16 protein-coding genes are annotated in these 21459 nt (G+C 45.4%); 8 read left to right on the top strand and 8 right to left on the bottom strand.

Annotated elements, in window-relative coordinates; translation table 11 throughout:
• Positions 1–54 precede the first annotated feature (54 nt).
• Positions 55–1458, top strand: a complete 1404-nt coding sequence (locus JMX50_RS06715; RefSeq protein ID WP_227670953.1) for a glycosyltransferase — start codon at positions 55–57, stop codon at positions 1456–1458.
• Positions 1459–1595: 137 nt separating this feature from the next.
• Here JMX50_RS06715 and JMX50_RS06710 read toward each other — a convergent pair whose 3' ends face one another.
• Both JMX50_RS06710 and JMX50_RS06705 read right to left on the bottom strand, forming a co-directional pair.
• The gene (locus JMX50_RS06710; RefSeq protein ID WP_201628950.1) at positions 1596–2330 is read right to left on the bottom strand and encodes a cupin domain-containing protein; all 735 of its coding nucleotides are present in this window, start codon (positions 2328–2330) and stop codon (positions 1596–1598) included.
• Entirely contained in the window at positions 2305–3045 is a 741-nt protein-coding gene (locus JMX50_RS06705; RefSeq protein WP_201628949.1) for a gamma-glutamyl-gamma-aminobutyrate hydrolase family protein, read from the bottom strand. Before JMX50_RS06705 ends, JMX50_RS06710 begins: the two co-directional genes overlap by 26 nt.
• 499 nt (positions 3046–3544) lie before the next feature.
• On the opposite strand from JMX50_RS06705, the gene JMX50_RS06700 reads away from it, so the two are divergent.
• The 5 genes from JMX50_RS06700 (at position 3545) to JMX50_RS06680 (ending at position 10616) form a co-directional block, all read left to right on the top strand.
• Positions 3545–4888 carry a glutamine synthetase family protein gene (locus JMX50_RS06700; protein ID WP_201565106.1) on the top strand — a complete coding sequence of 448 codons (1344 nt, stop codon included), beginning with the start codon at positions 3545–3547 and terminating at the stop codon, positions 4886–4888.
• A 1-nt stretch (position 4889) separates the two neighbouring features.
• Positions 4890–6254, top strand: a complete 1365-nt coding sequence (locus tag JMX50_RS06695) for an NAD(P)/FAD-dependent oxidoreductase (RefSeq protein WP_227670952.1) — start codon at positions 4890–4892, stop codon at positions 6252–6254.
• Between the two features lie 214 nt (positions 6255–6468).
• A complete protein-coding gene (locus JMX50_RS06690; protein ID WP_201628948.1) occupies positions 6469–7962 on the top strand; it encodes a Na+/H+ antiporter NhaC family protein in 1494 nt (497 codons plus the stop codon).
• Positions 7963–8083: 121 nt separating this feature from the next.
• On the top strand, positions 8084–8956 hold the full coding sequence (gene aguB / locus JMX50_RS06685) for an N-carbamoylputrescine amidase (RefSeq protein WP_201629125.1): 873 nt from the start codon (positions 8084–8086) through the stop codon (positions 8954–8956).
• A gap of 286 nt (positions 8957–9242) precedes the next feature.
• Positions 9243–10616: an NAD-dependent succinate-semialdehyde dehydrogenase gene (locus JMX50_RS06680; protein ID WP_201628947.1), complete on the top strand. Its 1374-nt coding sequence runs from the start codon at positions 9243–9245 to the stop codon at positions 10614–10616.
• Positions 10617–10722: 106 nt separating this feature from the next.
• On the opposite strand, the gene JMX50_RS06675 is transcribed toward JMX50_RS06680, so the two are convergent.
• The 3 genes from JMX50_RS06675 to JMX50_RS06665 all read right to left on the bottom strand — a co-directional run bounded on the left by JMX50_RS06675 (position 10723) and on the right by JMX50_RS06665 (position 15341).
• The gene (locus JMX50_RS06675; RefSeq protein WP_201625390.1) at positions 10723–12162 is read right to left on the bottom strand and encodes an APC family permease; all 1440 of its coding nucleotides are present in this window, start codon (positions 12160–12162) and stop codon (positions 10723–10725) included.
• A gap of 279 nt (positions 12163–12441) precedes the next feature.
• A complete protein-coding gene (gabT, locus tag JMX50_RS06670; RefSeq protein WP_201628946.1) occupies positions 12442–13704 on the bottom strand; it encodes a 4-aminobutyrate--2-oxoglutarate transaminase in 1263 nt (420 codons plus the stop codon).
• 164 nt (positions 13705–13868) lie between these two features.
• On the bottom strand, positions 13869–15341 hold the full coding sequence (locus JMX50_RS06665) for an NAD-dependent succinate-semialdehyde dehydrogenase (protein WP_201628945.1): 1473 nt from the start codon (positions 15339–15341) through the stop codon (positions 13869–13871).
• Between the two features lie 262 nt (positions 15342–15603).
• Here JMX50_RS06665 and JMX50_RS06660 point away from each other — a divergent pair, with 262 nt between their 5' ends.
• Entirely contained in the window at positions 15604–16368 is a 765-nt protein-coding gene (locus JMX50_RS06660; protein ID WP_201628944.1) for an IclR family transcriptional regulator, read from the top strand.
• Between the two features lie 69 nt (positions 16369–16437).
• Here JMX50_RS06660 and JMX50_RS06655 read toward each other — a convergent pair whose 3' ends face one another.
• From JMX50_RS06655 to JMX50_RS06645, 3 genes are all read right to left on the bottom strand, one after another.
• On the bottom strand, positions 16438–17487 hold the full coding sequence (locus JMX50_RS06655) for a histone deacetylase family protein (protein WP_201628943.1): 1050 nt from the start codon (positions 17485–17487) through the stop codon (positions 16438–16440).
• 60 nt (positions 17488–17547) lie between these two features.
• Positions 17548–18747, bottom strand: a complete 1200-nt coding sequence (locus JMX50_RS06650; RefSeq protein WP_201628942.1) for a CaiB/BaiF CoA transferase family protein — start codon at positions 18745–18747, stop codon at positions 17548–17550.
• A gap of 294 nt (positions 18748–19041) precedes the next feature.
• A complete protein-coding gene (locus tag JMX50_RS06645) occupies positions 19042–20226 on the bottom strand; it encodes an acyl-CoA dehydrogenase (protein ID WP_201628941.1) in 1185 nt (394 codons plus the stop codon).
• Between the two features lie 175 nt (positions 20227–20401).
• On the opposite strand from JMX50_RS06645, the gene JMX50_RS06640 reads away from it, so the two are divergent.
• Positions 20402–21229 (top strand): IclR family transcriptional regulator, encoded by an 828-nt coding sequence (locus tag JMX50_RS06640; RefSeq protein WP_201628940.1) that lies wholly within the window; start codon positions 20402–20404, stop codon positions 21227–21229.
• Positions 21230–21459 lie beyond the last annotated feature (230 nt).

Genomic DNA, 21459 nt, shown 5'->3' with positions numbered 1-21459 from the left:
GCGCTTTTAACTGACAATAGCAGCTTGATATCTTATTTGGTGACCGACGCTATTATGAAAGTTATGCGCTTACTGTCGTCTTTAAAGCATGATGAATCCGAGCGCGGTATTTTTCATCTTGGACGCGCTTTGGTTAAAAATGAGCATACTTCCATCATTATCTCCAGTGCTGATGAAGAAAATGACTTGGTCAAACGTCTAAAGCGTGACGGCAATATCTACCATCAGCTCTATATGAATAAAAAATCTTGGCTGTCACTGCTCCAAGTCGCCCCGCTACGCCGCCTGATTGAAAAATACGACCCCGACGTCATTCATGTACATTCACGCACACCCGCATGGATACTGCATTTGGCACTGCGCCGCGCGCGCGTCAAGCGCCGACCAAAACTGGTCTCGACCATGTATGGTTTTTATCCGATTAATAAATACTCGCAAGCGCTGCTTGATGTCGATACCATCATCACGGTCTCTGATAGCGTCACCAATTATCTAAAAAAAGGCCTGCGCCGTGAAGATCTAGAACCCAAGGTCATTAAGCGTATCTATCGCGGTGTCGATACGCGCCGTTATCCGTACAGGCACAACCCTTCTGTTTATTGGTTGCGGCACACTTTTGCTGAATATCCTGAGCTTGAACATAAAAAATGGCTGGTCTTTCCGACCATCATTGGCAATGAGTATGGGCAAGAATGGCTGATTGATATTTTGGGCAATCTACAAGAACAGTTTCCCAATATTCACGCCATTATTATGGATGAAGATTACCGCGAAGGCGACGTCGCCCATGAAGACTTTCGCCAACGTAGCAATACGTTAGGGCTTTCTGAGCGTATTACCTATGTCGGTAGTAAGCGTAACGACATGCGCGAGTGGCTGTCAGCCGCCAATATCGTCATGGCGCTTGCTAACGAGCCTGAATCTATCGGTATCAATGCCCTACAGGCGATTCATTTAGGCACACCGGTGATTGGTTGGGATCAAGCGGCGTTTAGCGAGATTTTACAACCGCTTTATCCGCAGGGCTTGGTTAGAAAGTACAATGCCAAGGCACTTTGTAAAGCGGTACGCAATCAGCTAGAAAGTGTTACGCGCCCTGAAATGACCACCAAATTCACCATGCGTGAGATGATTGAGCAAACCCTTGCGGTATATCAAGAGCTGTATGAAGAATCGCGTGCAGAAGCGCAGGCCGATGCAGCAACGGTCAAAAGAATTAGAAACAGCCTTAGCAAGGCGTCTAAATCCATTCCTGAATCCCCTTATGTAAAAATCGAACCCGCGGATAAAATCACCAAAGTCAGGCTGCTTAAAGACACTACTAAAACGACCGATGCTAAAGTACTAGAGGCTAAAACCGCAGACATGAAAGCGACAGATACTAAGGAAATACAAGTGAAAGCAACAGAATCAGTAAAATCAGCCGATGATTCAAAAACGACTCAAGACAATACCTAATAACTTACTCATAACCATCTATTTTCAGCAAAAAAAGCGCTTCTTCTGTTTCTAGAAGTAGCGCTTTACATGATAATGAATAATTTCTAAAACTCTTTTAAAATACCCAATAACGTTAATTAAGCTCTAACATTAACTTAATAAGTCGTGGGCGTATGCGCACTTACGATACGAGTTACGCCGTCAGTAGGATTAATAAAGGTGTGCGGTTTAATCGTATCAATCACATAACTGTCACCTTCATTCAGCAGATAAGTCGTCTCTTCAATACGAATCAATACTTTGCCTTCAATGACGGTGCCAATCTCTTCACCTTCATGAGCGATTTTTTCTTCCGTGGAGCTATTTGGCTGATAAGTCTCAATCAAAAACCCAAGATTTTTGGTGGTGCTACAATTATATACCTGCTTTAGAGACACTCTACTGCTTGGCTCGCTCAGCTCTATCAAATCTTTTGGCGTGACGACCACACGTGCTTTAGGCTCTTTCCACTCATCACTAAAAAAGGTCGTTAAATCAGATCCTAACACCAGCAAAATCGCCTTTAACGTATTCACCGCTGGGCTGACTTTATTACGCTCAATCGCACTGATTGAGGTATTAGTAACCCCTGCCATCCTTGCCAGCTTGCGTTGCGAGTAGCCTTTTGCAAGGCGCAGCTGATTGATTTTTTTACCGATATCTTCTTCTGGCTGCCTATCCATCTCGAGCACGGACGGCGCCTCATCAGACTCTAACGCGTCTTCCTCATCGCTGCTAACGTCATCAGTATCAGCTTCGTCTTCGAGCGAATTCATCTCATTTTCGGGCGCAATACCCTCTTTTTCGATATCGTTTTCTGCACTATTATGAACCGTGTTTTTTGCTGGCATAGTGGATAAATTCCTTGAATAGAAATTTCGACAAATCGTCTTGTGCATAATTTAACTCAGGATGCCATTGTACACCAATCATAAATGGATGTTTTATTAAGCTAATCGCTTCCACCAATCCATCCGGTGCGCGTGCCTCGACAAACAAATCCCTACCTACTGTATTGATGGCTTGTTTGTGCAACGAATTGACGTGCCATTTTTCACCAAACACCGCCAGTCGACCCTCAGGTTGGATAATCACGTCATGCACCGGCTGATATTGCACCTCAAGTGGCTGGGTATTGTCCTCCAAATGCGGCTCATAAAACCCTTCTACTTCGCGCCAATCTGGGTGCAAGCTGCCATCAAAATAGACATTCATCTCTTGCAAGCCGCGGCACACTGCCAATAAAGGCGTACCAGATTTTTCTGCATGAGCAAGCAGCTTAAAGCTCAGCTCATCACGACCTAAGTCCTGCTTTTCCTCAATATGTGAAGCGCCATAACGCGCAGGTGCAACATTACTATAACTGCCCGTCAATAAAATGCCATCAGCAATACCAATCAAAGCCGCGAAGTTCTCACTTTCAGCAGCGGTGTTCGGCAGCAAGATAGGATTACCACCATAAAAATGGACGGCATCGATATATTTCTGATACACCGCTTGCGCGGGTTGACCGTCAACCATCTTATGGCAGGAGACAATGGCAATAATGGGTCGATAAGTTTGCATTTTATTCTTCCTTGAATGTGACATATGAGCCTCAAATCTTCTATATGCCGATATTTCGTTGATTAAAATCTAACACAGTCTTTTGGATAATGTAAACTATAAACTTCATTTTTAGTTAATAAAAACTCTATTGGATATAATTAATTACTTTTTAATAGTTTTAAATACTAATTGACAACTATAAATTTCAGTCATATATTGAAGGACATCAGTAAGACAAAGGTTAATAACAGTACTTACAACCTTGATGTCATCACTGATAAAAATAACGCTAAGTGATTCATTTTGCAGTAGAAATATTACGCAATCAGATGAAAAGGATACTTAGTAAGCTGAACAATGTGGTATCAGCCACGGCATTTATAAGTGCTGTTTTATTTAGAAACACTGTTTTATTTAACGTTATTCACAATCTTGACTTGTCAATTATGAATGACAGCGACCATAAACGGCGCAACCATAATCAGAGTAAAAATTAACATCAATAGGGATAATAGACATGACGACAACCAATGGAATGGTCGAATCTGCAAATAATACGGAATATGTGTATGTTGCGGCGGGGGATATCAATGGATTACTTCGTGGTAAGCGCATCCCCTTCAATCAGATGGAAAAAGCAGAAAACGGCGCGATACGATTGCCATTATCGATTTTAGGAGTCGATATCTGGGGTGCGGATGTTATCGAATCCTCTCAGTGTAATGGCGATATCGATGCCATCGCCCGCCCTACTGGCCGCGCCGCTTACCCGCTGCTCAATACCAGTGCGCCCTCATCGCTGTTGCCCGTTTGGCTTTATACCGAAGACAACGAGCCTTATTACGGTGACGCACGCCATGTTTTAGATTACGTCAGCAAAAAATTCAAAGCATTGGGATTGACGCCGGTTATGGCAACAGAGCTTGAATTTTATTTGATTGATTACACCGAAGGCGAAACGCCAAAACCGCCTATTCGCCCAAAGAGTGGCTTAAGGCTGAACAAAACTTCTATCTTGAGTATCAATGACTTATTGCAGTTTGATGAGTTTCTAGATGAAGTCTATGAGCAATGTAAAAAACTTGATATTCCGGTCGATGCGGCTTTAGCTGAGAACGGTTGTGGTCAATTTGAAATCAACCTACTACACGTCGATGACCCGTTAAAAGCCGCTGATGATGCCATTTTATTCAAACAAGTGGTTAAATCAGTCGCAGCACGCCGCAAACTGACGGCCACTTTTATGGCAAAACCTTTTGGTTTGCAATCAGGTAATGGTTTTCATGTCCACTGCAGCCTGCTTGATAAAGATGGCAACAATGTCTTTGATGACGGCTCAGAAGAAGGGTCGGACATCTTGCGTCATGCGGTCGCTGGCTTATTAAAAACCATGTCAGACTGTACCTTGTTATTTGCGCCGCACGTCAACTCTTATCGCCGCTTTACCCCAGGTACACTGGCACCAAACAATGTGTCATGGGGCTATGAAAACCGCACCGCCGCCGTACGCATCCCTGGTGGCGACTCACAAGCACGCCGTATCGAGCACCGCGTATCGGGAGCCGATGCCAACCCTTATCTGGTCTGTAGTGCGGTATTAGCAGGCATGCTTTATGGTATTGAAAACAAGCTTGAAGCGCCAGAGCCGGTCAATAGCATCACTTACAACGAAGCCGAGCTTAAAACCTTGCCATTAGATTGGCTGTCCGCCATCCGCAAATTTGAAAGCAGCGACATCATTGATTCATTGTTTCCAAGTGAGATGATTGAGCTATTGATTGCAGTCAAAAAACAAGAAGCCAAACGCTTTGCTCAGCAAGTGACCAACCTTGAATACCTCACCTATTTACAGGATGTTTGATATGTTAAATAACAACTTAAATAGCAGCGCAGCAACGAGCCAAAACTTATCCTCGAATAACACGCGCAATATCCCGCATTATTCAGATAAAGGTCAATACCCTGATAGCTATTATGCGGCCAGCCGTAATCCTAAGCCGGATAGACCAACCCTAAAAAACGATATCCAAGTGGAAATCTGCGTGGTCGGTGGCGGTTATAGCGGCTTATCAACGGCGCTACACCTTATCGAAACTGATCATGAAGTGGTGGTACTAGAAGGCGCGCAAATTGGTTGGGGTGCATCAGGGCGTAATGGCGGTCAAATCGTCAACGGTCTTAACGCCAGCCTACAAAAAATCAAAAAGTCTTATGGTCAAGAAAACGCAAACTTCGTCGGTCAGCTCGTGACCCGTGGTGGCAAAATCATTCGTCGCTTTGTTGCTGATTATAATATTGACTGCGACCTTAAAGAGAAAAATATCTTTGCCGCGTTAAATAATGGTCAATTAAAAGATTTGCAAGAGACGCACGCCTTATGGGAAAGCCATGGTATGCATGATCGAGAAATGCTCGATAAACATGGTATCCAAGAGCATATAAAAACCGACGCCTATGTGGGCGGTATTATTGACCATTCAGGTGGTCATATCCATCCGCTAAATCTAGCGCTTGGCGAAGCCGCTGCTATCGAAAAATCTGGCGGTACTATTTATGAAAACACCTTGGTGGTTGATATTGAGTATGCCGATGACTCTATTAAAATCATCACTGAATTTGGCACCGTTACTTGTAAGCAAGCGGTTCTATGCGGGAATGCCTATCTCAATAAAGTCATACCTAAGTTGACGGACCGTGTCATGCCCGTCTCAACGCAAATTATCGCCACCGAACCATTAGGTGATTTAGCAGACCAGCTGCTTCCAACCGACGTCTGTGTCGAGGATGTTCGCTATATTCTTGATTACTATCGCCTATCGGCAGATAAGCGCATGTTATTTGGTGGTGGCACGGTCTACGGTGGTCAAGACCCCGCTGATATCACGGCCAAAATCCGACCAAATATGAATAAGATTTTCCCAGAGCTACGTGATGTCAAAATTGACTACGCATGGAGTGGTAACTTTGCTTTGTCTTTTTCTCGAGTACCTCAAATGGGCAAACTCCATGACCGCGTCTATTTTGCGCATGGTTATAGTGGTCATGGCGTGACGGGCTCGCACTTGTTTGGCCAAATCTTGGCCGATGCCATCAACGGTAACACCAGAGAGTTTGATAATTTTGCCAAGATTCCTTGGATTCCGTTCCCAGGTGGCCGCGCCCTACGCGTGCCTTATTCTGTCATGGGCTCATGGTGGTATGCGCTAAAAGACACGACTGGCATGTAAATACGTCAAAGCCTATAAATCATTAACGTTGATTGATACATCCTGCATGCAACGTTTTTATTTTAAAGGTGATGTGACATAAATCTGTCATAGCAATGGATTGTTGTGATAGAGCTCGATAGAAAGCGAATGCACTAATGCACTACTGCCTATCGAGCACCAACCATAAAACAGAGCTTGTTCCAAACAATGAGGTTTTACAGGGAGCGTAAGTATGAATATGAAACTCAGCGAGGCTGTCGAAGGGCAGTATCATAACAAGCGAGTATTTCTAACCTTAATAGTAGCAGCCGCCATTTATCTGGCTTTTGCTTGGCTATCTACCATCCGCGACCCCAATGAATCTTGGGGTGCTTTATCTCTACTACCCACATTATTAGTGCTGGTCACTGCTGTTGTTTCTAGACGACCGTTTGAGTCTATGATTGCAGGCTGTGTCGCGGGCCTCGTGATGCTCAATCCGTTTGATTTGGTGTCCCCTTTTGCCGATAATATGTCGATGGTACTGGGCAATGAAACCATTATCTGGATTGTGCTTGTCTGCGGTCTGATGGGTGGTCTTATTCAGCTGCTTGAGATTAGTGGTTGTCTCGATGGCTTTAGTGAATGGCTACAAAAAATCATCAAATCACGCCGTCAATCATTATTAGCTACTTTTGCCTTAGGCGTCGTGGTTTTTATTGATGATTATTTAAATTGTCTAGCCGTATCAACTTCTGTCAAAAAGCTCACTGATGTCTATAACGTCTCGCGTGAGAAACTCGCTTATATTGTCGATTCAACCGCCGCACCTATGTGTATCATCGTTCCTATCTCTACTTGGGCGGTCTATTTTGCCGGTCTATTAGAAGAGAACGGTGTGGCTGGAGACGGTGAAGGTATCGGGCTTTATATCAGTGCCATTCCTTATATGGCTTATGCTTGGTTTGCACTTTTGATTGTATTTTTGGTCGCTTATGGCATTTTGGGTGACTGGGGTCCGATGAAAAAAGCCGAGGCGCGCGCCAAAGCGGGTAATCCTGTCCCTGAAGCCTTTATAGAAGAGCAATTGGTTTCAAACGTTCAAGCCAAACGTAAGCTGTCGTTTAAAGCCAATATCATGAACTTTGCCTTCCCAATGATTTTATTGATTGTTTCAACGGTTTATTTTGAAATTGATTTATTACGTGGCGCGCTATTGACTTGTTTTGTCACGGTTGTGGTGTATTGGATACAAGGTATTTTAAGCTTTGAGACTCAAGTTGAGGCTATTTTTAAAGGCTTTAAAGTGATGCTCTATCCCTTATCAACGGTAGTCGGCGGCTTTTTCCTAAAAGCCATCAATGACGAGCTGGGTATGACCTCATACGTGATTGAGGCTATCACGCCATATATGACGATTGTCATCTTCCCTGCTGTTATCTTTGCGGTCATGGCATTCCTAACTTTTGCCACCTCATCAAGCTGGGGACTATATGTCCTTGCCATGCCAATTGTATTCCCAATATCGTTAGCGCTTGGTGTCAGCACGCCACTGATGATTGGGGCTTTATTGTCAGCTTCTTCATTTGGTAGTCATGCTTGTTTCTTTAGTGACTCATCGTTATTGGCTGCCCAAGGCGCTGGCTGTTCACCGATGCAACATGCCTTTACTCAGTTCCCCTATGCCATGCTCGGCGCGGGTTTATCCGTCGTGACCTTCCTAGGCTTGGGTTATATGATGGCTTAATTTGGACTATTACAAGCATTCACAATGAGCGCTATCTATGGATAAATACTTTATCAATTATTACCCATAGATAGTCTTCTCAGCAGACCGCCCACCTCTCTCAATAACTAAAAGGAATTAGATAATGAGAACTGTCACCGTTGCGACAACCCAAATGGCTTGCGGTTGGGATAAACAGCAAAATATCGATACCGCCACTGAATTAGTGACTAGGGCTGCTAAAGCCGGTGCCAATATTGTCTTGCTACAAGAGCTGTTTGAAACCCCCTACTTCTGCCAAGTTCATGATTTTGATTACTTTAAACTGGCGACTTCAGTTGCCGACAATGCCGCTATAAACCACTTTAAAGCATTGGCCAAAGAGTTAGACATAGTATTGCCCATCAGCTTTTATGAAAAGTCTGGTAATACGTTTTTTAATAGTGTCACCGTGATTGATGCCGATGGTGAGATACTGGGCACGTATCGTAAAACCCACATTCCAGATGGCATCCCTTATGCCGAAAAGTTTTACTTTACCCCAGGTGATACTGGATTTAAGGTTTGGGATACCAAATATGCCAAAATCGGCGTCGGTATCTGCTGGAATCAGTGGTTTCCTGAGTGCGCGCGCAGCATGGCGCTGATGGGTGCAGAGCTACTGTTTTATCCCACAGCGATTGGCGATGAGCCAACATTGGGCATTGACTCAAAAGGTCACTGGCAGCGCTGTATGCAAGGTCATGCCGCCGCCAACCTCATGCCAGTTATCGCGGCGAATCGTATCGGTACAGAAACCCTCAGTCAAAATGGCAATGACAGCACGCTAGAATTCTACGGTAGCTCATTTATCACCGATGGTCGCGGCGAGATTATCCAAGAAGCATCGAAGGATAAAAAAGAAGTTCTTACTGCCACTTTTGATTTAGATGAGCTGGCTATCGCGCGCCGCCAATGGGGCGTCTTCCGTGATCGCCGTCCATCGATGTATGGTACGTTACTGACTCATGGCTAAATGATAACGACGCTTAAATAAAGCCTAAATGAAGCCTTTGTAGCACTTGAAATAGTGTTTCTTTAGCATCAGGTCATGGATGTACGCATAAGAAAAATCGTTTTGCTGGTAGCAAGACTCATAACGTTACTCAGCAGCAACCAACATTATCCGCTTAAAAAGATAAACTTAAACAGACAAGCACAGAAAGATAAGTATAGATAGATAAGTATAGAAATACACACATAGAAATAAATGCATAGAAAAAAACATAAACGGATTTTGAATCTAACCCTAAGGAATAATGATGAGCGATTATCAAGTAAACAACCCAGCGACTGGCGAAGTAGAAGCCACCTACCCGACAGCAACTGAGCAAGATATTCAAAACGCAATTGAACAAGCGCACAGTGCTTATCAAGACTGGCGTCAGGTTTCATTGAACGAGCGCAGTACCTTGCTGCATAAAATTGCCGATATTTATCTTGAGCGCCAAGATGAGCTGGCTCGTATCGTGGCCAATGAGATGGGCAAACCTGTCGCCCAAGCAAAAGGCGAGATTGGCTTGGTTGCTGAGATTTATCGCTACTACGCAGACAACGCTGAGCAGCTACTAGCACCGCATAGCATCGATGTTGATAGTGGTTCTGCGTCTGTAGAAAAACTCCCTGTAGGCGCTCTATTAGGCATTATGCCGTGGAACTATCCGCATTATCAAGTAGCACGTTTTGCCGCGCCAAACTTTATGGCGGGCAATACCATTATTCTAAAACACGCGCCGCAGTGTCCTAAGACTGCCGAAGCCATCGTTGATATCCTAAAAGAGGCAGGCTTACCTGAGGGCGTCTATAACAATGTCTTTGCCACCAATGAGCAAGCAGCGACCATCATCGAAGACAGCCGCGTACAAGGCGTCTCATTAACAGGCTCTGAGCGCGCAGGTCAAGCGGTTGCAAAAGTTGCAGGCGGCGCGCTGAAGAAAGTAGTGCTAGAGCTTGGCGGCTCAGACGCCTTTATCGTCGCAGCCGATGCCGATATCGAACAAGCCGTGAAAGGTGCAATCGAAGGTCGGTTTGGTAATACAGGACAAGCTTGTAATGCGGCCAAACGCCTTATCGTCGTTGAATCGGTCTATGATAAATTCGTCGAAGGCTTTACCAATGCCGTACGTAACATGACATTGGCTGATCCGCTTGATGAAGGTACTTTTATCGGTCCAATGTCTTCAAAAGCGGCGGCGGTTAATTTACAAGAGCAGCTAGACAGTGCCGTTCAAGCCGGCGCAACGGTATTGGTCGAAGGTGGCATGGTCAAAGACAAGCCGGGTGCTTGGTTTGCGCCGGCTGTTCTGACTGACGTTGACGAATCTATGGATGTCTACCGTGAGGAGCTATTCGGCCCTGTGGCAGTCGTCTACAAAGCTCGTGATATTGAGCATGCGATTAAGATAGCCAACGACGTACCTTTCGGCCTTGGCGCTTCTATCCAAACGCAAGATGCTGCCCTAGCTGCTGATATTGCTGACAAACTAGAAGTCGGCATGGTCACTATCAATGCTCCTTCTGGTAGTGAAGCAAACACCCCGTTTGGCGGTGTTAAGCGCTCAGGATTTGGCCGCGAGCTTGGTACCCTTGGTATCACTGAGTTTTTAAATTATAAATTGATTCGTGATAAATCTTAATCGATTGATTGATTGATTGATTTTGAGAATAATAAAAAGCCTAACATTCACTGTTAGGCTTTTTTTGCAGCGGCATTTTATTACTATAATCAGTTCAAAATAAAAACTATTTCTTTGGATTGTCTTTTAACCATAGCTGATTGACAATTTTTAATTCGCGTAGCTCTTCTGCCATAATCGCTTCACTGATACCAGGATATTTTATCCTTGCATAGCTATATAACACGATACCTAACACCGTCCAGCCAAAGAAAATCCACCATTCAACAGCGGTCAACGCAGATGGCATACCTGGCATATAGAGCATCAATAAACCAAAACTTAGCACAATCGTCAGCATACCGACCAGTTTACCTGCTGGTATTCTAAATGGGCGTACCATATCAGGCTCACGGTAGCGCAGCACTAAGAATGAGATAGCGACACAGGTGTAAGCGATAACGATACCAAAACCACCGGCATCGACAATCCAAACCAACATTTTGCGACCAAATAACGGCGCAAGCGTCGCCAGACCACCGATTAATAAAATGGCATTTGATGGCGTTTTATATTTTGGGTGCAATTTACCTAAAAAGGCTGGCAACATATGTGCTCTGGACATCGCATATAGCAGACGACTGCCGCCGATTAAAAAGGCGTTCCAGCTCGATAAAATACCAAGCACACCGCCAATCACTAACAAAATACCCGCCCACTTGCCTTGCCATGCATTGGTCATGGCATCAGCAGTAGCGAGAGTCGAGTTCTCTGCTTGTACCAGTGGTAAAGTCGTACCCACACTCCACGCAATACCCACATACCACATCACCGCAACGATAATTGAGATAATCAAAAATTTACCGATATTAGGGCGCGTTAAATCAATCTCTTCTGCTGCCTGCGGGATAACGTCAAAGCCGACAAACATAAAGGGCACCATGACAATAACCGCCATTATACCGCCGATACCACCAATAAATGCTGGCGCTTGTACTGAATTCGAGCTTTCAGGATTAAACAGTACCGCACCGATAAACAATAACGTACCGACGAATAAAATGCCTAATACGGCCGTTTTTTGGAACCAAGCACTGACTTCCATACCGCGGATATTGAGCCACGTTACAATAACGGAGCCCAGCATACCGACCCCGACCCAAGTGGCATAGACATCCCAGCCAGCGATGGTCCAGAGGTAGCCTTGGTTATAATTGGGGATAAAATATTCTACCACTGTCGGGAGTGCGACCGCCTCAAACGCGACCACTGAGAAGTAACCAAATAGAATACTCCATGAGCAGATAAAGGAGACATTGACCCCTAATGCGCGATGGGTATAAGTGTGCTCACCGCCGGTGACTGGCATCGATGCGGCAAGCTCAGCATAAGTCACCCCAATCAATATCACTGCCAGTCCGCCTATCAAGAACGCCAGCATGGCACCCCACGTACCAGCAGACAAAATCCAACCGCCCGCTAAAACGACCCAGCCCCAACCGACCATCGCTCCAAATGCCAACGCGATAACGTCTAGCGTCCCTAAAGATTTTTTTAATTCAGACATAATCTACTCCTTGTCCGTGTTTAATCCATGTGAATCTTTTGCTCATTACACTTAGAGTGACATGTATTTTGTATAACAGGATTTATGTAACAGGGCATCGCCCCTCATGTTTATCTTTCCATACTTCTCGACTGAGAAGCTTGATAATGTTTTTATATATCGATAGCAGAGACAACAACGGCGTCTTGACTTGCAAGGCGCCGTTGTAAAACCACCGCTCAAAGCAGGACTGTCATCATCCAAACCTTAAGCATCCATTATTGTTAAATATTAACGCCTTTAAGCAGTCAAAATACCTTTGATAATATCAAGGCCTTCTTGGAGCACTTCATCTTCAACCGTTAGTGGCACCATCACACGAATAGCGTTACCGAACATACCACAAGAAGCTAATAACAGACCTTGCTCAAATGCTTTGGCTTTTAAATTGGCCGTTGCTTCAACATCAGGCTTGCCATCACTGTCGATTAGCTCAAACGCTAACATCGCGCCTTTATGACGAATATGACCGATGCTGCTTAAGTTTAAACCCTTTAAGAAAGCTTCGATTTTATCGCCAATCTCAACACTACGCTCAAGTAGGTTTTCTTCTTCGATGACTTCCATGACTGCTAAAGCTGCCACACAAGCCAGTGGGTTACCAGAATAAGTACCACCCAAACCGCCTACTTGCGGCGCATCCATAATATCAGCGCGGCCGATAACGGCAGAGATAGGATAACCACCCGCCAAGCTCTTGGCACTGGTCATTAGGTCCGGCTCAACGCCCAACTGCTCACTGGCGAACAAGGTACCTGTACGGGCAAAACCACACTGTACTTCATCAAAAATCAGCACAATGCCATGCTCATCGCAAATCTCGCGCAAGGCTTTGGCAAACGATGGCGTCACTTGATGGAAACCACCCTCGCCCTGTACTGGCTCGATAATCATCGCTGCCACTTCACTTGGGTCGATATCCGCTTGGAAAATCATCTCAAGGCTATGCAATGCTTGTGCTTCAGTAACATTTAACTCTTCAGCTGGGAATAGCGCATGGAATACAGGACCTGGCATCGGACCAAAGTTCTTTTTGTATGGCAATACTTTACCCGTTAGGCTCATGCACATTAGCGTGCGACCATGCCACCCGCCAACGAAAGAGATGACACCCGGACGACCGGTTTTGGCACGAGCAATCTTGATACAGTTTTCAACGGCTTCAGCGCCAGTGGTCAAAAAGAACGCTTTGGTATCACCGCTGATAGGGGCTTTTTGGCAAAGCTTTTCAGCAAGCTCAACATAGCATTCATAGTTAATCATTTGCGCGGCAGTATGGGTAAATTTGTCTAGCTGCTCATGCACACGCTGAGTGATTTTTGGATGGCTGTGACCGGTATTCAATACTGAGATACCGCCGACGAAGTCGATATAACGATTGCCTTCAATATCCCAAACTTCCGAGTTTTTTGCTTTTTCGGCAAAGATAGGAAAGGCAACGCCAAGTCCTGTTGGCAAAACAGCTTTACGGCGCTCAAGTAATGATTGATTGGTAGTAGTCATAAGAATATCCTTTTCTTTCTTCTTTACGTAGATGCCAGTGATGTGATGGCGGTTTATAAAATAAGGTTTAGCAATATTGGGGATTCCTGCTGCTGAATCCCGTTAAATACTGATTAAAAATTAAACGGTTAAAATACAAAATAGCCAACTATTAGCTCCAGCTATTAACTAACATCAGAGCACCAGTATTTGGTAACGACATATTCTTCGATGCCGTATTTTGAGCCTTCGCGGCCAAAGCCCGATTGCTTAACGCCGCCAAATGGTGCGACTTCGGTAGAAATGAGACCGGTATTATGACCGATGATGCCGTACTCTAAACCTTCGGTGACGCGCCATGAGCGTGCATAACTGCCACTGTAGAAATATGCAGCCAATCCATAAATGGTGTCGTTAGCTTGACGGATGACGTCGGCTTCATCTTTAAAGGTAAAGATAGTAGCGATAGGACCAAAGATTTCTTCGTGGGCGATATCCATATCACTGCTGATATCGGTAATTACCGTTGGGTTATAAGTCAGCTCTGATGCGCCGTTGGTGCTGCCGCCCGTGATAAGGGTTGCGCCTTTATCTAAAGCATCTTTTAGCAGTGCTTGTACTTTTTCCAAGGCTTTTTTGTTAATCAACGGACCGATATCGACGCCTTCGTCCATGCCATTACCGACATTCAGCTCAGCGACTTTTTTCACAAATACATCTAGGAATTTGTCTTTGATACTGTCCTGCACGTAGACACGGTTGGCACAAACACAAGTTTGACCGGCGTTACGATATTTAGAGGCGATTAATCCTTCAGCGGCTTTTTCAAGATCAGCATCATCAAAGACGATAAATGGCGCATTGCCACCGAGCTCTAATGACAGTTTTTTGATGGTTGGGGCGCATTGTGCCATCAAGGTACGACCGACTTCGGTAGAGCCGGTAAAGGATAGTTTATGAATGCGGGCATCGCCGGTTAGGATATCGCCGATGGTTGATGATTTGCCAGTTACGACTTGGATAACGCCTGCTGGAATGCCCGCTTGCTCAGCCAATGCCACCAGTGCCAAGGCAGAAAATGGCGTTTCGGTTGCAGGTTTGATAATCATGGTACAGCCTGCCGCTAGTGCAGGGGCTGCTTTACGGGTAATCATCGCTGCAGGAAAATTCCAAGGCGTGATAGCCGCGCAAACACCAACAGGCTGCTTTAGGATGACATGGCGCAGCTGTGCTTGATTGGCAGGGATAACATCGCCGTATACGCGCTTGCCTTCTTCAGCAAACCAGCGGATAAAGCTATTGGCATAGCCAACTTCCCCGCGTGACTCGGTTAAAGGTTTGCCTTGCTCGGCGGTCATAATGATGGCCAAATCTTCTTTGTTGGCATCGATAAGGTCGGCCCACTTTTGTAGCAGTTCAGCGCGCTCTTTTGGGGTTTTGGCCGCCCACGTGATTTGCACCTCATGAGAAGCCGCAACCGCATCGTTGACATCGTCGGTCGTCAGGCTTGGCACGCTACCGATAATCTCGCTGTTAAAAGGATTGCTGACGTCAATAGTCGCGTCATCACTAGCACCATGCCAGCCATCTTTGATGTAGCACTGCTGTTTGAGTAGGTCTGGGTTTGATAGCGGTAGCGTATGTGGCAGTTGTGACATGTTGACACTCCTTGTCAATGTTATTTTGCAGATAGGGTTTGCAGATTTATAGCGATAAATAACTAACAATAAATAAAAGGTTATGACTTAAATAATTATTGATAACTTGTTATTTGTTCAATATACTGAACATCTATTCTATATATGAGACATCATTATAAGAATGATGGACGCATATTTGCAACCCCTATTATCAACTTTGTGATGATTTATCGCTTTATTTTGATGTTTTTTTAATTTTACCGACTTTTATAGGTTCCTTATGAGCACCACTGCCGTTCCTGCTTTGGACAAGACCTTTCAGATTTTAGATTTGATAACCGACAGCGCCCAGCCTTTAACGGCGGCTCATATTGCCAAAGAGCTTAACCTGCCGCGCAGCTCAACCCACAACATTTTGCAGAGTCTTTTGGCCAAGCATGTTATCTATAAAGACAGCGATAGCCGCTTTCATTTGGGCTCGTATTTGATGTATTGGGCGGGCAAATATGAGCAGCAGCAAGGCGTCATTCAGCTATTCAAAGACCTTATTGTCCAGTATCCTACCCTTCTTCAACATACGGTGACTTTATCCAAGCTCGACTTTGGTGAAGTGGTGTTTTTGGCTTGCCATGAAGCGCCGGCTCCGCTTGGCTTTACTTTCCGCGCTGGTGTTCGCGTACCAGCAGTATTTTCTGCTACCGGTAAAGCCATGCTTTCCACCTTTTCTATGGACAGCATAAAGTCCATCTATGCCAGCGGTTTCCCTACGCCCATTACCCAGCATGGTGTCGATAACTTTACCGATTTGTCCACTGAGCTGACGGCTATTCAAAACAGTCGCATCTCCCTTGACGATGGACAACTGCGCGAAGGTATGTATTGCTTAGGCACTTATATTCGCAATGCCTCAGGCAACGCGGTAGCTGGTATGGCGGTCAGCTTTTTACAAGCAGAGTATGAGTCCAAACGAGCTGAGGTCAGTGCCGTACTGATTGAATTGGCAGAGCAAATTGAGCAGCGTTTGGGCTTTATTGCTCATCAATAAAACCTAAACGCTGCTAGCTATTTAATTTTTTCAGCTATTCTTTATTTTCAGTAATTTTAATGCAGACTTTTAATTTTCTGAAATAAGCCCTGATAAAAATGCCTGCAAATTGTCATTAAGCTTTTGCAGGTAATAACCGCCCTCGACCAAGACAATTAACGGTTTGTTTAACGCTTTCAGCTTTTGCGCCAATATGGTAAATCCTTCGGTAGTGACCGCACACCTAGCTTCTGGGTCGTCTTTATACACATCAAAGCCCAATACATGAACGATGACATCAGGGTCAAATAGCCTCATCACCTCGATGGATTTATCAACATAGTTAAAAAACCCAGCTTCATCGGTGCCATGTGGCATCGGGAAGTTAACATTATAGCCTTCGCCCGCGCCGGTGCCCCTTTCAAACTCATGACCAGTGACGGCTGGATAAAAGTTAACCGGATTACCATGAACCGAGGTATAGAGCACATCGCTGCGCTCGTAGAATATCTCTTGGATACCCTGACCGTGGTGCATATCGGTGTCTATAATGGCGATTTTTGCGTATTTCTGCCGCAGATGTTCGGCGATGATGGCGGCATTATTGAGATAACAAAATCCACCCGCTGCGCTCTTGCGCGCATGGTGACCAGGCGGCCGTGAAAAGCAAAGCTGGATATTATGTTGCCCACGCTCAGCACTTGATGCATCTTCATTTAATAAGGCTTCAGCAGCATTCAGCGCCGTTTGTGCCGACCAATAAATAGATGTCCAAGAATGCTCACTGATGGGCGCACTATCATCGGCCTGATATTTAGCAGCCTTTGCCATGATGCCGATACCAGGATTGTCATACGGTACAAAAATCCCCGTCTGCACCTGCGCGCCCAAATCTTCGTTAAGCGCCATCCATTCAGCATAGCCATGCTTGAGAAAATCCACGTAACCGAAATCATGAACGGCTAATATTGGCCCCATTCCGACCTCGGTGGCAGTGGTTACCTCTAAACCTAGTGCCGCTGGAGCCTTTAACAACTCGACCATGCGCTCTGGTATCTCTAACGGCTCATGCATCTTGCCATAAGAAAAATACGGTAACGGTCTATGCAAACTGAGGTTTTCATGGCTATATATTTTCATGCTTAACATTCCTTTGTTGAACATTTTTTTCCAATGGCGCTTGTTTCTGATGATGCTTAACTAAACAATCCCATCGGCTTTCAGCTTGGCTATCATGTCGCTGTCATAGCCCAAATCAGCAAGCGTACTATCGGTATGCTCGCTCAATTGCGGTGGCGGCGTACGATAAGTGACCGGTGAGGCGGACAATTTAATCGGATTCCCAAGGGCACGAACAGGGCTGCCTTGTTTGGCAAAATCAACCACCATCTCACGTGCCAGCGCTTGCGGCATCGCCAATGCTTCAGAGATATTATGAATCGCGCCACAAGGAATACCTGCTTGATCCAACACCTCTAACCAATAGCTGCGAGGTTGCTCGGCAAATTGCTTAGCTAACTCACCACACAGCAGCTCACGATTGGCAACGCGTTGTGGATTGGTCGCAAAACGGCTGTCGCTATGCCAATCAACGCCCAACACAGTACAAAGCTTGGCAAACTGACTGTCATTACCACAGGCTAAGATAAAGTGCGCGTCACCCTGCCCTGCAAACACTTGATAAGGCACGATATTAGGATGCTGGTTACCGAGTCTTGGCGGGACTTTGTCGGATGCCAAATAATTCATACCAACGTTGGCGAGCATCGCAAGCGCGCTATCAAGCAATGCCACATCGACATGCTGCCCAAGTCCCGTATTTTGACGCGCTAATAAGGCCGCTTGAATACCGATGGTCAGCTGCAAACCGGCGAATAAATCGACGACTGCCACGCCTACCTTGTGCGGCTCGCCATCGCTTGGACCGGTAATACTCATCAGCCCTGACAAGCCTTGAATAATATAGTCGTAACCGGGGCGCTTAGCGTCTGGACCTGTCTGACCAAAACCCGTTAATGAGGCATAAATAAGGCGCGGATTGTCTTGTTTTAGACTGTCATAATCTAAGCCGTATTTCTTTAGACCGCCAACTTTAAAGTTTTCAACAACGATATCGCTATCGGCGACAAGCTGCTTGATAATGGTTTGTCCGGCAGGCGTGGTGATATCGACGGTGAGGGATTTTTTATTGCGGTTAATAGTGGCGTAATAAGCGGAGGTGTCATCGCTGAATTTTGGCGGCGCCCAATGACGCGTCTCATCGCCAATATGCGGACGCTCAACCTTGATGACTTCGGCACCCAAATCTGCAAGTACTTGGGTACAAGAAGGACCGGCCAATACTCTCGACAAGTCGAGCACCTTAATACCGTGCAATGCACCTTTTGCCATATCAGTCATAATCTTCCCTTATTATGTAACTTATTCTTTGATAAAAATTTAATAAAAAATTGCCATGTATCATTTAGCTTTTGGTATCTTTTCTTTAATGCCTTAATACCTTTTAAGAATAGACACTGCTAAATAAATGATGCATAACAACGATGGATGAAAACAATGCCTGAAAACAATGTATAAGAAAAATGCTTAAAAACTCAGAAACGTACGTTCCTGTTTATAACAGCTTATAAAAAGCCAAACAGTAACGTACGTTAATGGTCTAAAAACTGACTAATACTTATCGGTTAGCACTTATTAATAAAACGCTTGAATACCCGTTTGCGCACGACCTAGGATAAGCGCATGAATATCATGCGTACCTTCGTAGGTGTTGACCGCTTCTAAGTTCATCACATGACGAATAATGTGGAACTCATCAGAGATACCGTTGCCGCCATGCATATCACGAGCAATACGCGCGATATCGAGCGCCTTACCACAGTTATTACGCTTAATCAGTGAAATCATCTCAGGCGCCGCATTGTCTTCATCCATTAGACGACCAACACGCAATGCCGCTTGTAGACCCAAGGTGATTTCTGTCTGCATATTGGCAAGCTTCAATTGTACGAGCTGCGTTGCGGCGAGCGGACGACCAAACTGCTTACGGTCTAGCGTGTACTGGCGTGCTGCTTTCCAGCAGAATTCAGCTGCCCCCATCGCGCCCCATGCGATACCGTAACGGGCCTTATTTAAGCAGCCAAACGGCCCTTTTAGACCACGGATATCTGGGAAAGCATTGGCTTCAGGGACAAATACCTTGTCCATAACGATTTCACCGGTAACTGAAGCACGTAGTGAAAACTTACCTTCAATCTTCGGCGCTGATAACCCTTTCATACCTTTGTCTAAAACAAAACCGCGAATCTCACCGGCATCGTCCTTTGCCCAAACGACAAACACATCGGCGATAGGGCTGTTGGTAATCCACATTTTATTACCCGTCAGCTCATAACCGCCGTCAACTGCGCGTGCACGAGTCGACATCGAGGCAGGATCTGAGCCTGAATCCGGCTCAGTCAGACCAAAGCAGCCGACATATTCGCCAGTAGCAAGCTTAGGCAGATATCTCTCTCTTTGCTCTTCGGTGCCGTACGCCCAGATAGGATGCATGACCAAGCTTGATTGCACGCTCATCGCTGAACGATAACCTGAGTCAACCGCTTCGATTTCTTTGGCAATCAGACCGTAAGCGACACTTGATAAACCGGCACAGCCATAACCTTCAATCGTTACACCAAGCAAGCCCATCTCACCCATTTGACGCATGATATTACGGTCAAAGTTCTCATTACGATTGGCTTCGATAATGCCAGGCATCAACTCTTTTTGAAAAAACTGACGGGCGCTGTCCGTGACCATGCGCTCTTCATCAGTCAACTGGTTGCGTAATAAAAACGGATCTTCCCAATCGAAACTTGGACGCGTAGATGTTGCCATGTGGATCTCCTTGATGTCAGTCTTCCTGACCGACGAGTAGTGATTAATAAGTAAATTGACTGCACAGGTTATTGACTTACTTATTCCGCTGTGCGAAACTTAGTTTCATAATTTAAATCTATTTAAGCAAAGTTTTACCGCGCTGTAAACCTTTATCAAAAAAAATGAGCATAAAATGACAAAAAATGTATCGGCAGCTCTGCCACTACTCGATCGAATGACCACCATTCTTGAGCAAAGTAAGGACGATAACGACCGGCAGTTTGTCACCGCACTGGGGCGTGGACTGACTTTATTGGCAGCCTTTGAACAGCATGAGCAGCTCAGCCACCAGCAATTGTGTCAAATGACTTCCTTGCCAAAAGCGACCATCACCCGTCTCATTCATACTTTGATGACGCTTGGATTTTTACGCATGACCGAGCACGGACAGTATCAACTCGGCAGTAGTGCGGTGAGACTCAGCGCAACGGCGTGGAGTCGTCACGACATGGTGGCGGCAGCTGAGCCGTTGCTACGACAGTTTGCTAGTAGCAATGAAGTATCGGTGAATTTAGCAACCGAGGTCGAAGGAGAAATGCGTTATCACGCTTGTTGTCGTAGCCCCGCTCGCCTGTCAGTCAATTTGCAAGTTGGCTCGGCAGTACCCGTCGCCCGTACTGCTATTGGGCGCGCTTTTTATGCGGCTAGCTCGCCAGCAAGACAGAGTGTGATTCTTAGTAATTTACAACAGCACTTATCTACAGAAGATTATAAGCACGCGCAGTTGGCTTTATCTGATGCAGAAGAGCATTATAGATTGCATGGTTATACGGTATCAGACGGTGAGTTTTCTACCGATATATTGGCCGTAGCCGTTGGTGTATTTGATGTTGCCACTGGGCAGTATGCGTATTCGCTCAATGCCAGTGTGCCGAGTGCCAACTGGCAGGCAGATGAATATGCGGCGACGATTGTACCTAAGTTGCAGGCGCTGGCAGAAAAAATTGGGCGCGGTATTTAAGCGCTTATCTGGCTAATAAGCCGTTTCTGCCATGCTAAAACCTTTAAAAACGGCGTTATCACGTCATTATTAGCAAGCCGTTACTCAATTAATATGGAGCCGTGATATTATAGGCGTATGATGTACGCCATCAATTTGAGCCCCTGCCTTTATTGTCAGTGTTTAAGTTGGTGGCGCTTTAATTTGTTTTAATGAGTATTATCCAATCCTTTTATACTGAATAATGAATA

Origin of the sequence: Psychrobacter maritimus, from assembly GCF_904846345.1 — a bacterium.
Classification (GTDB): domain Bacteria; phylum Pseudomonadota; class Gammaproteobacteria; order Pseudomonadales; family Moraxellaceae; genus Psychrobacter; species Psychrobacter maritimus.
The sequence above is the reverse complement of the archived record's forward strand: the minus strand, read 5'-3'. Positions and strand labels throughout refer to the sequence as shown.

Excerpts from the sequence above, each read along its gene's own strand:
- JMX50_RS06715 (WP_227670953.1), top strand. The coding sequence starts at position 55 with ATGAAAGTTATGCGCTTACTGTCGTCTTTAAAGCATGATGAATCCGAG.
- JMX50_RS06710 (WP_201628950.1), bottom strand. The coding sequence starts at position 2,330 with ATGCCAGCAAAAAACACGGTTCATAATAGTGCAGAAAACGATATCGAA.
- JMX50_RS06705 (WP_201628949.1), bottom strand. The coding sequence starts at position 3,045 with ATGCAAACTTATCGACCCATTATTGCCATTGTCTCCTGCCATAAGATG.
- JMX50_RS06700 (WP_201565106.1), top strand. The coding sequence starts at position 3,545 with ATGACGACAACCAATGGAATGGTCGAATCTGCAAATAATACGGAATAT.
- JMX50_RS06695 (WP_227670952.1), top strand. The coding sequence starts at position 4,890 with ATGTTAAATAACAACTTAAATAGCAGCGCAGCAACGAGCCAAAACTTA.
- JMX50_RS06690 (WP_201628948.1), top strand. The coding sequence starts at position 6,469 with ATGAATATGAAACTCAGCGAGGCTGTCGAAGGGCAGTATCATAACAAG.
- JMX50_RS06680 (WP_201628947.1), top strand. The coding sequence starts at position 9,243 with ATGAGCGATTATCAAGTAAACAACCCAGCGACTGGCGAAGTAGAAGCC.
- JMX50_RS06675 (WP_201625390.1), bottom strand. The coding sequence starts at position 12,162 with ATGTCTGAATTAAAAAAATCTTTAGGGACGCTAGACGTTATCGCGTTG.
- gabT (WP_201628946.1), bottom strand. The coding sequence starts at position 13,704 with ATGACTACTACCAATCAATCATTACTTGAGCGCCGTAAAGCTGTTTTG.
- JMX50_RS06665 (WP_201628945.1), bottom strand. The coding sequence starts at position 15,341 with ATGTCACAACTGCCACATACGCTACCGCTATCAAACCCAGACCTACTC.
- JMX50_RS06660 (WP_201628944.1), top strand. The coding sequence starts at position 15,604 with ATGAGCACCACTGCCGTTCCTGCTTTGGACAAGACCTTTCAGATTTTA.
- JMX50_RS06655 (WP_201628943.1), bottom strand. The coding sequence starts at position 17,487 with ATGAAAATATATAGCCATGAAAACCTCAGTTTGCATAGACCGTTACCG.
- JMX50_RS06650 (WP_201628942.1), bottom strand. The coding sequence starts at position 18,747 with ATGACTGATATGGCAAAAGGTGCATTGCACGGTATTAAGGTGCTCGAC.
- JMX50_RS06645 (WP_201628941.1), bottom strand. The coding sequence starts at position 20,226 with ATGGCAACATCTACGCGTCCAAGTTTCGATTGGGAAGATCCGTTTTTA.
- JMX50_RS06640 (WP_201628940.1), top strand. The coding sequence starts at position 20,402 with ATGACAAAAAATGTATCGGCAGCTCTGCCACTACTCGATCGAATGACC.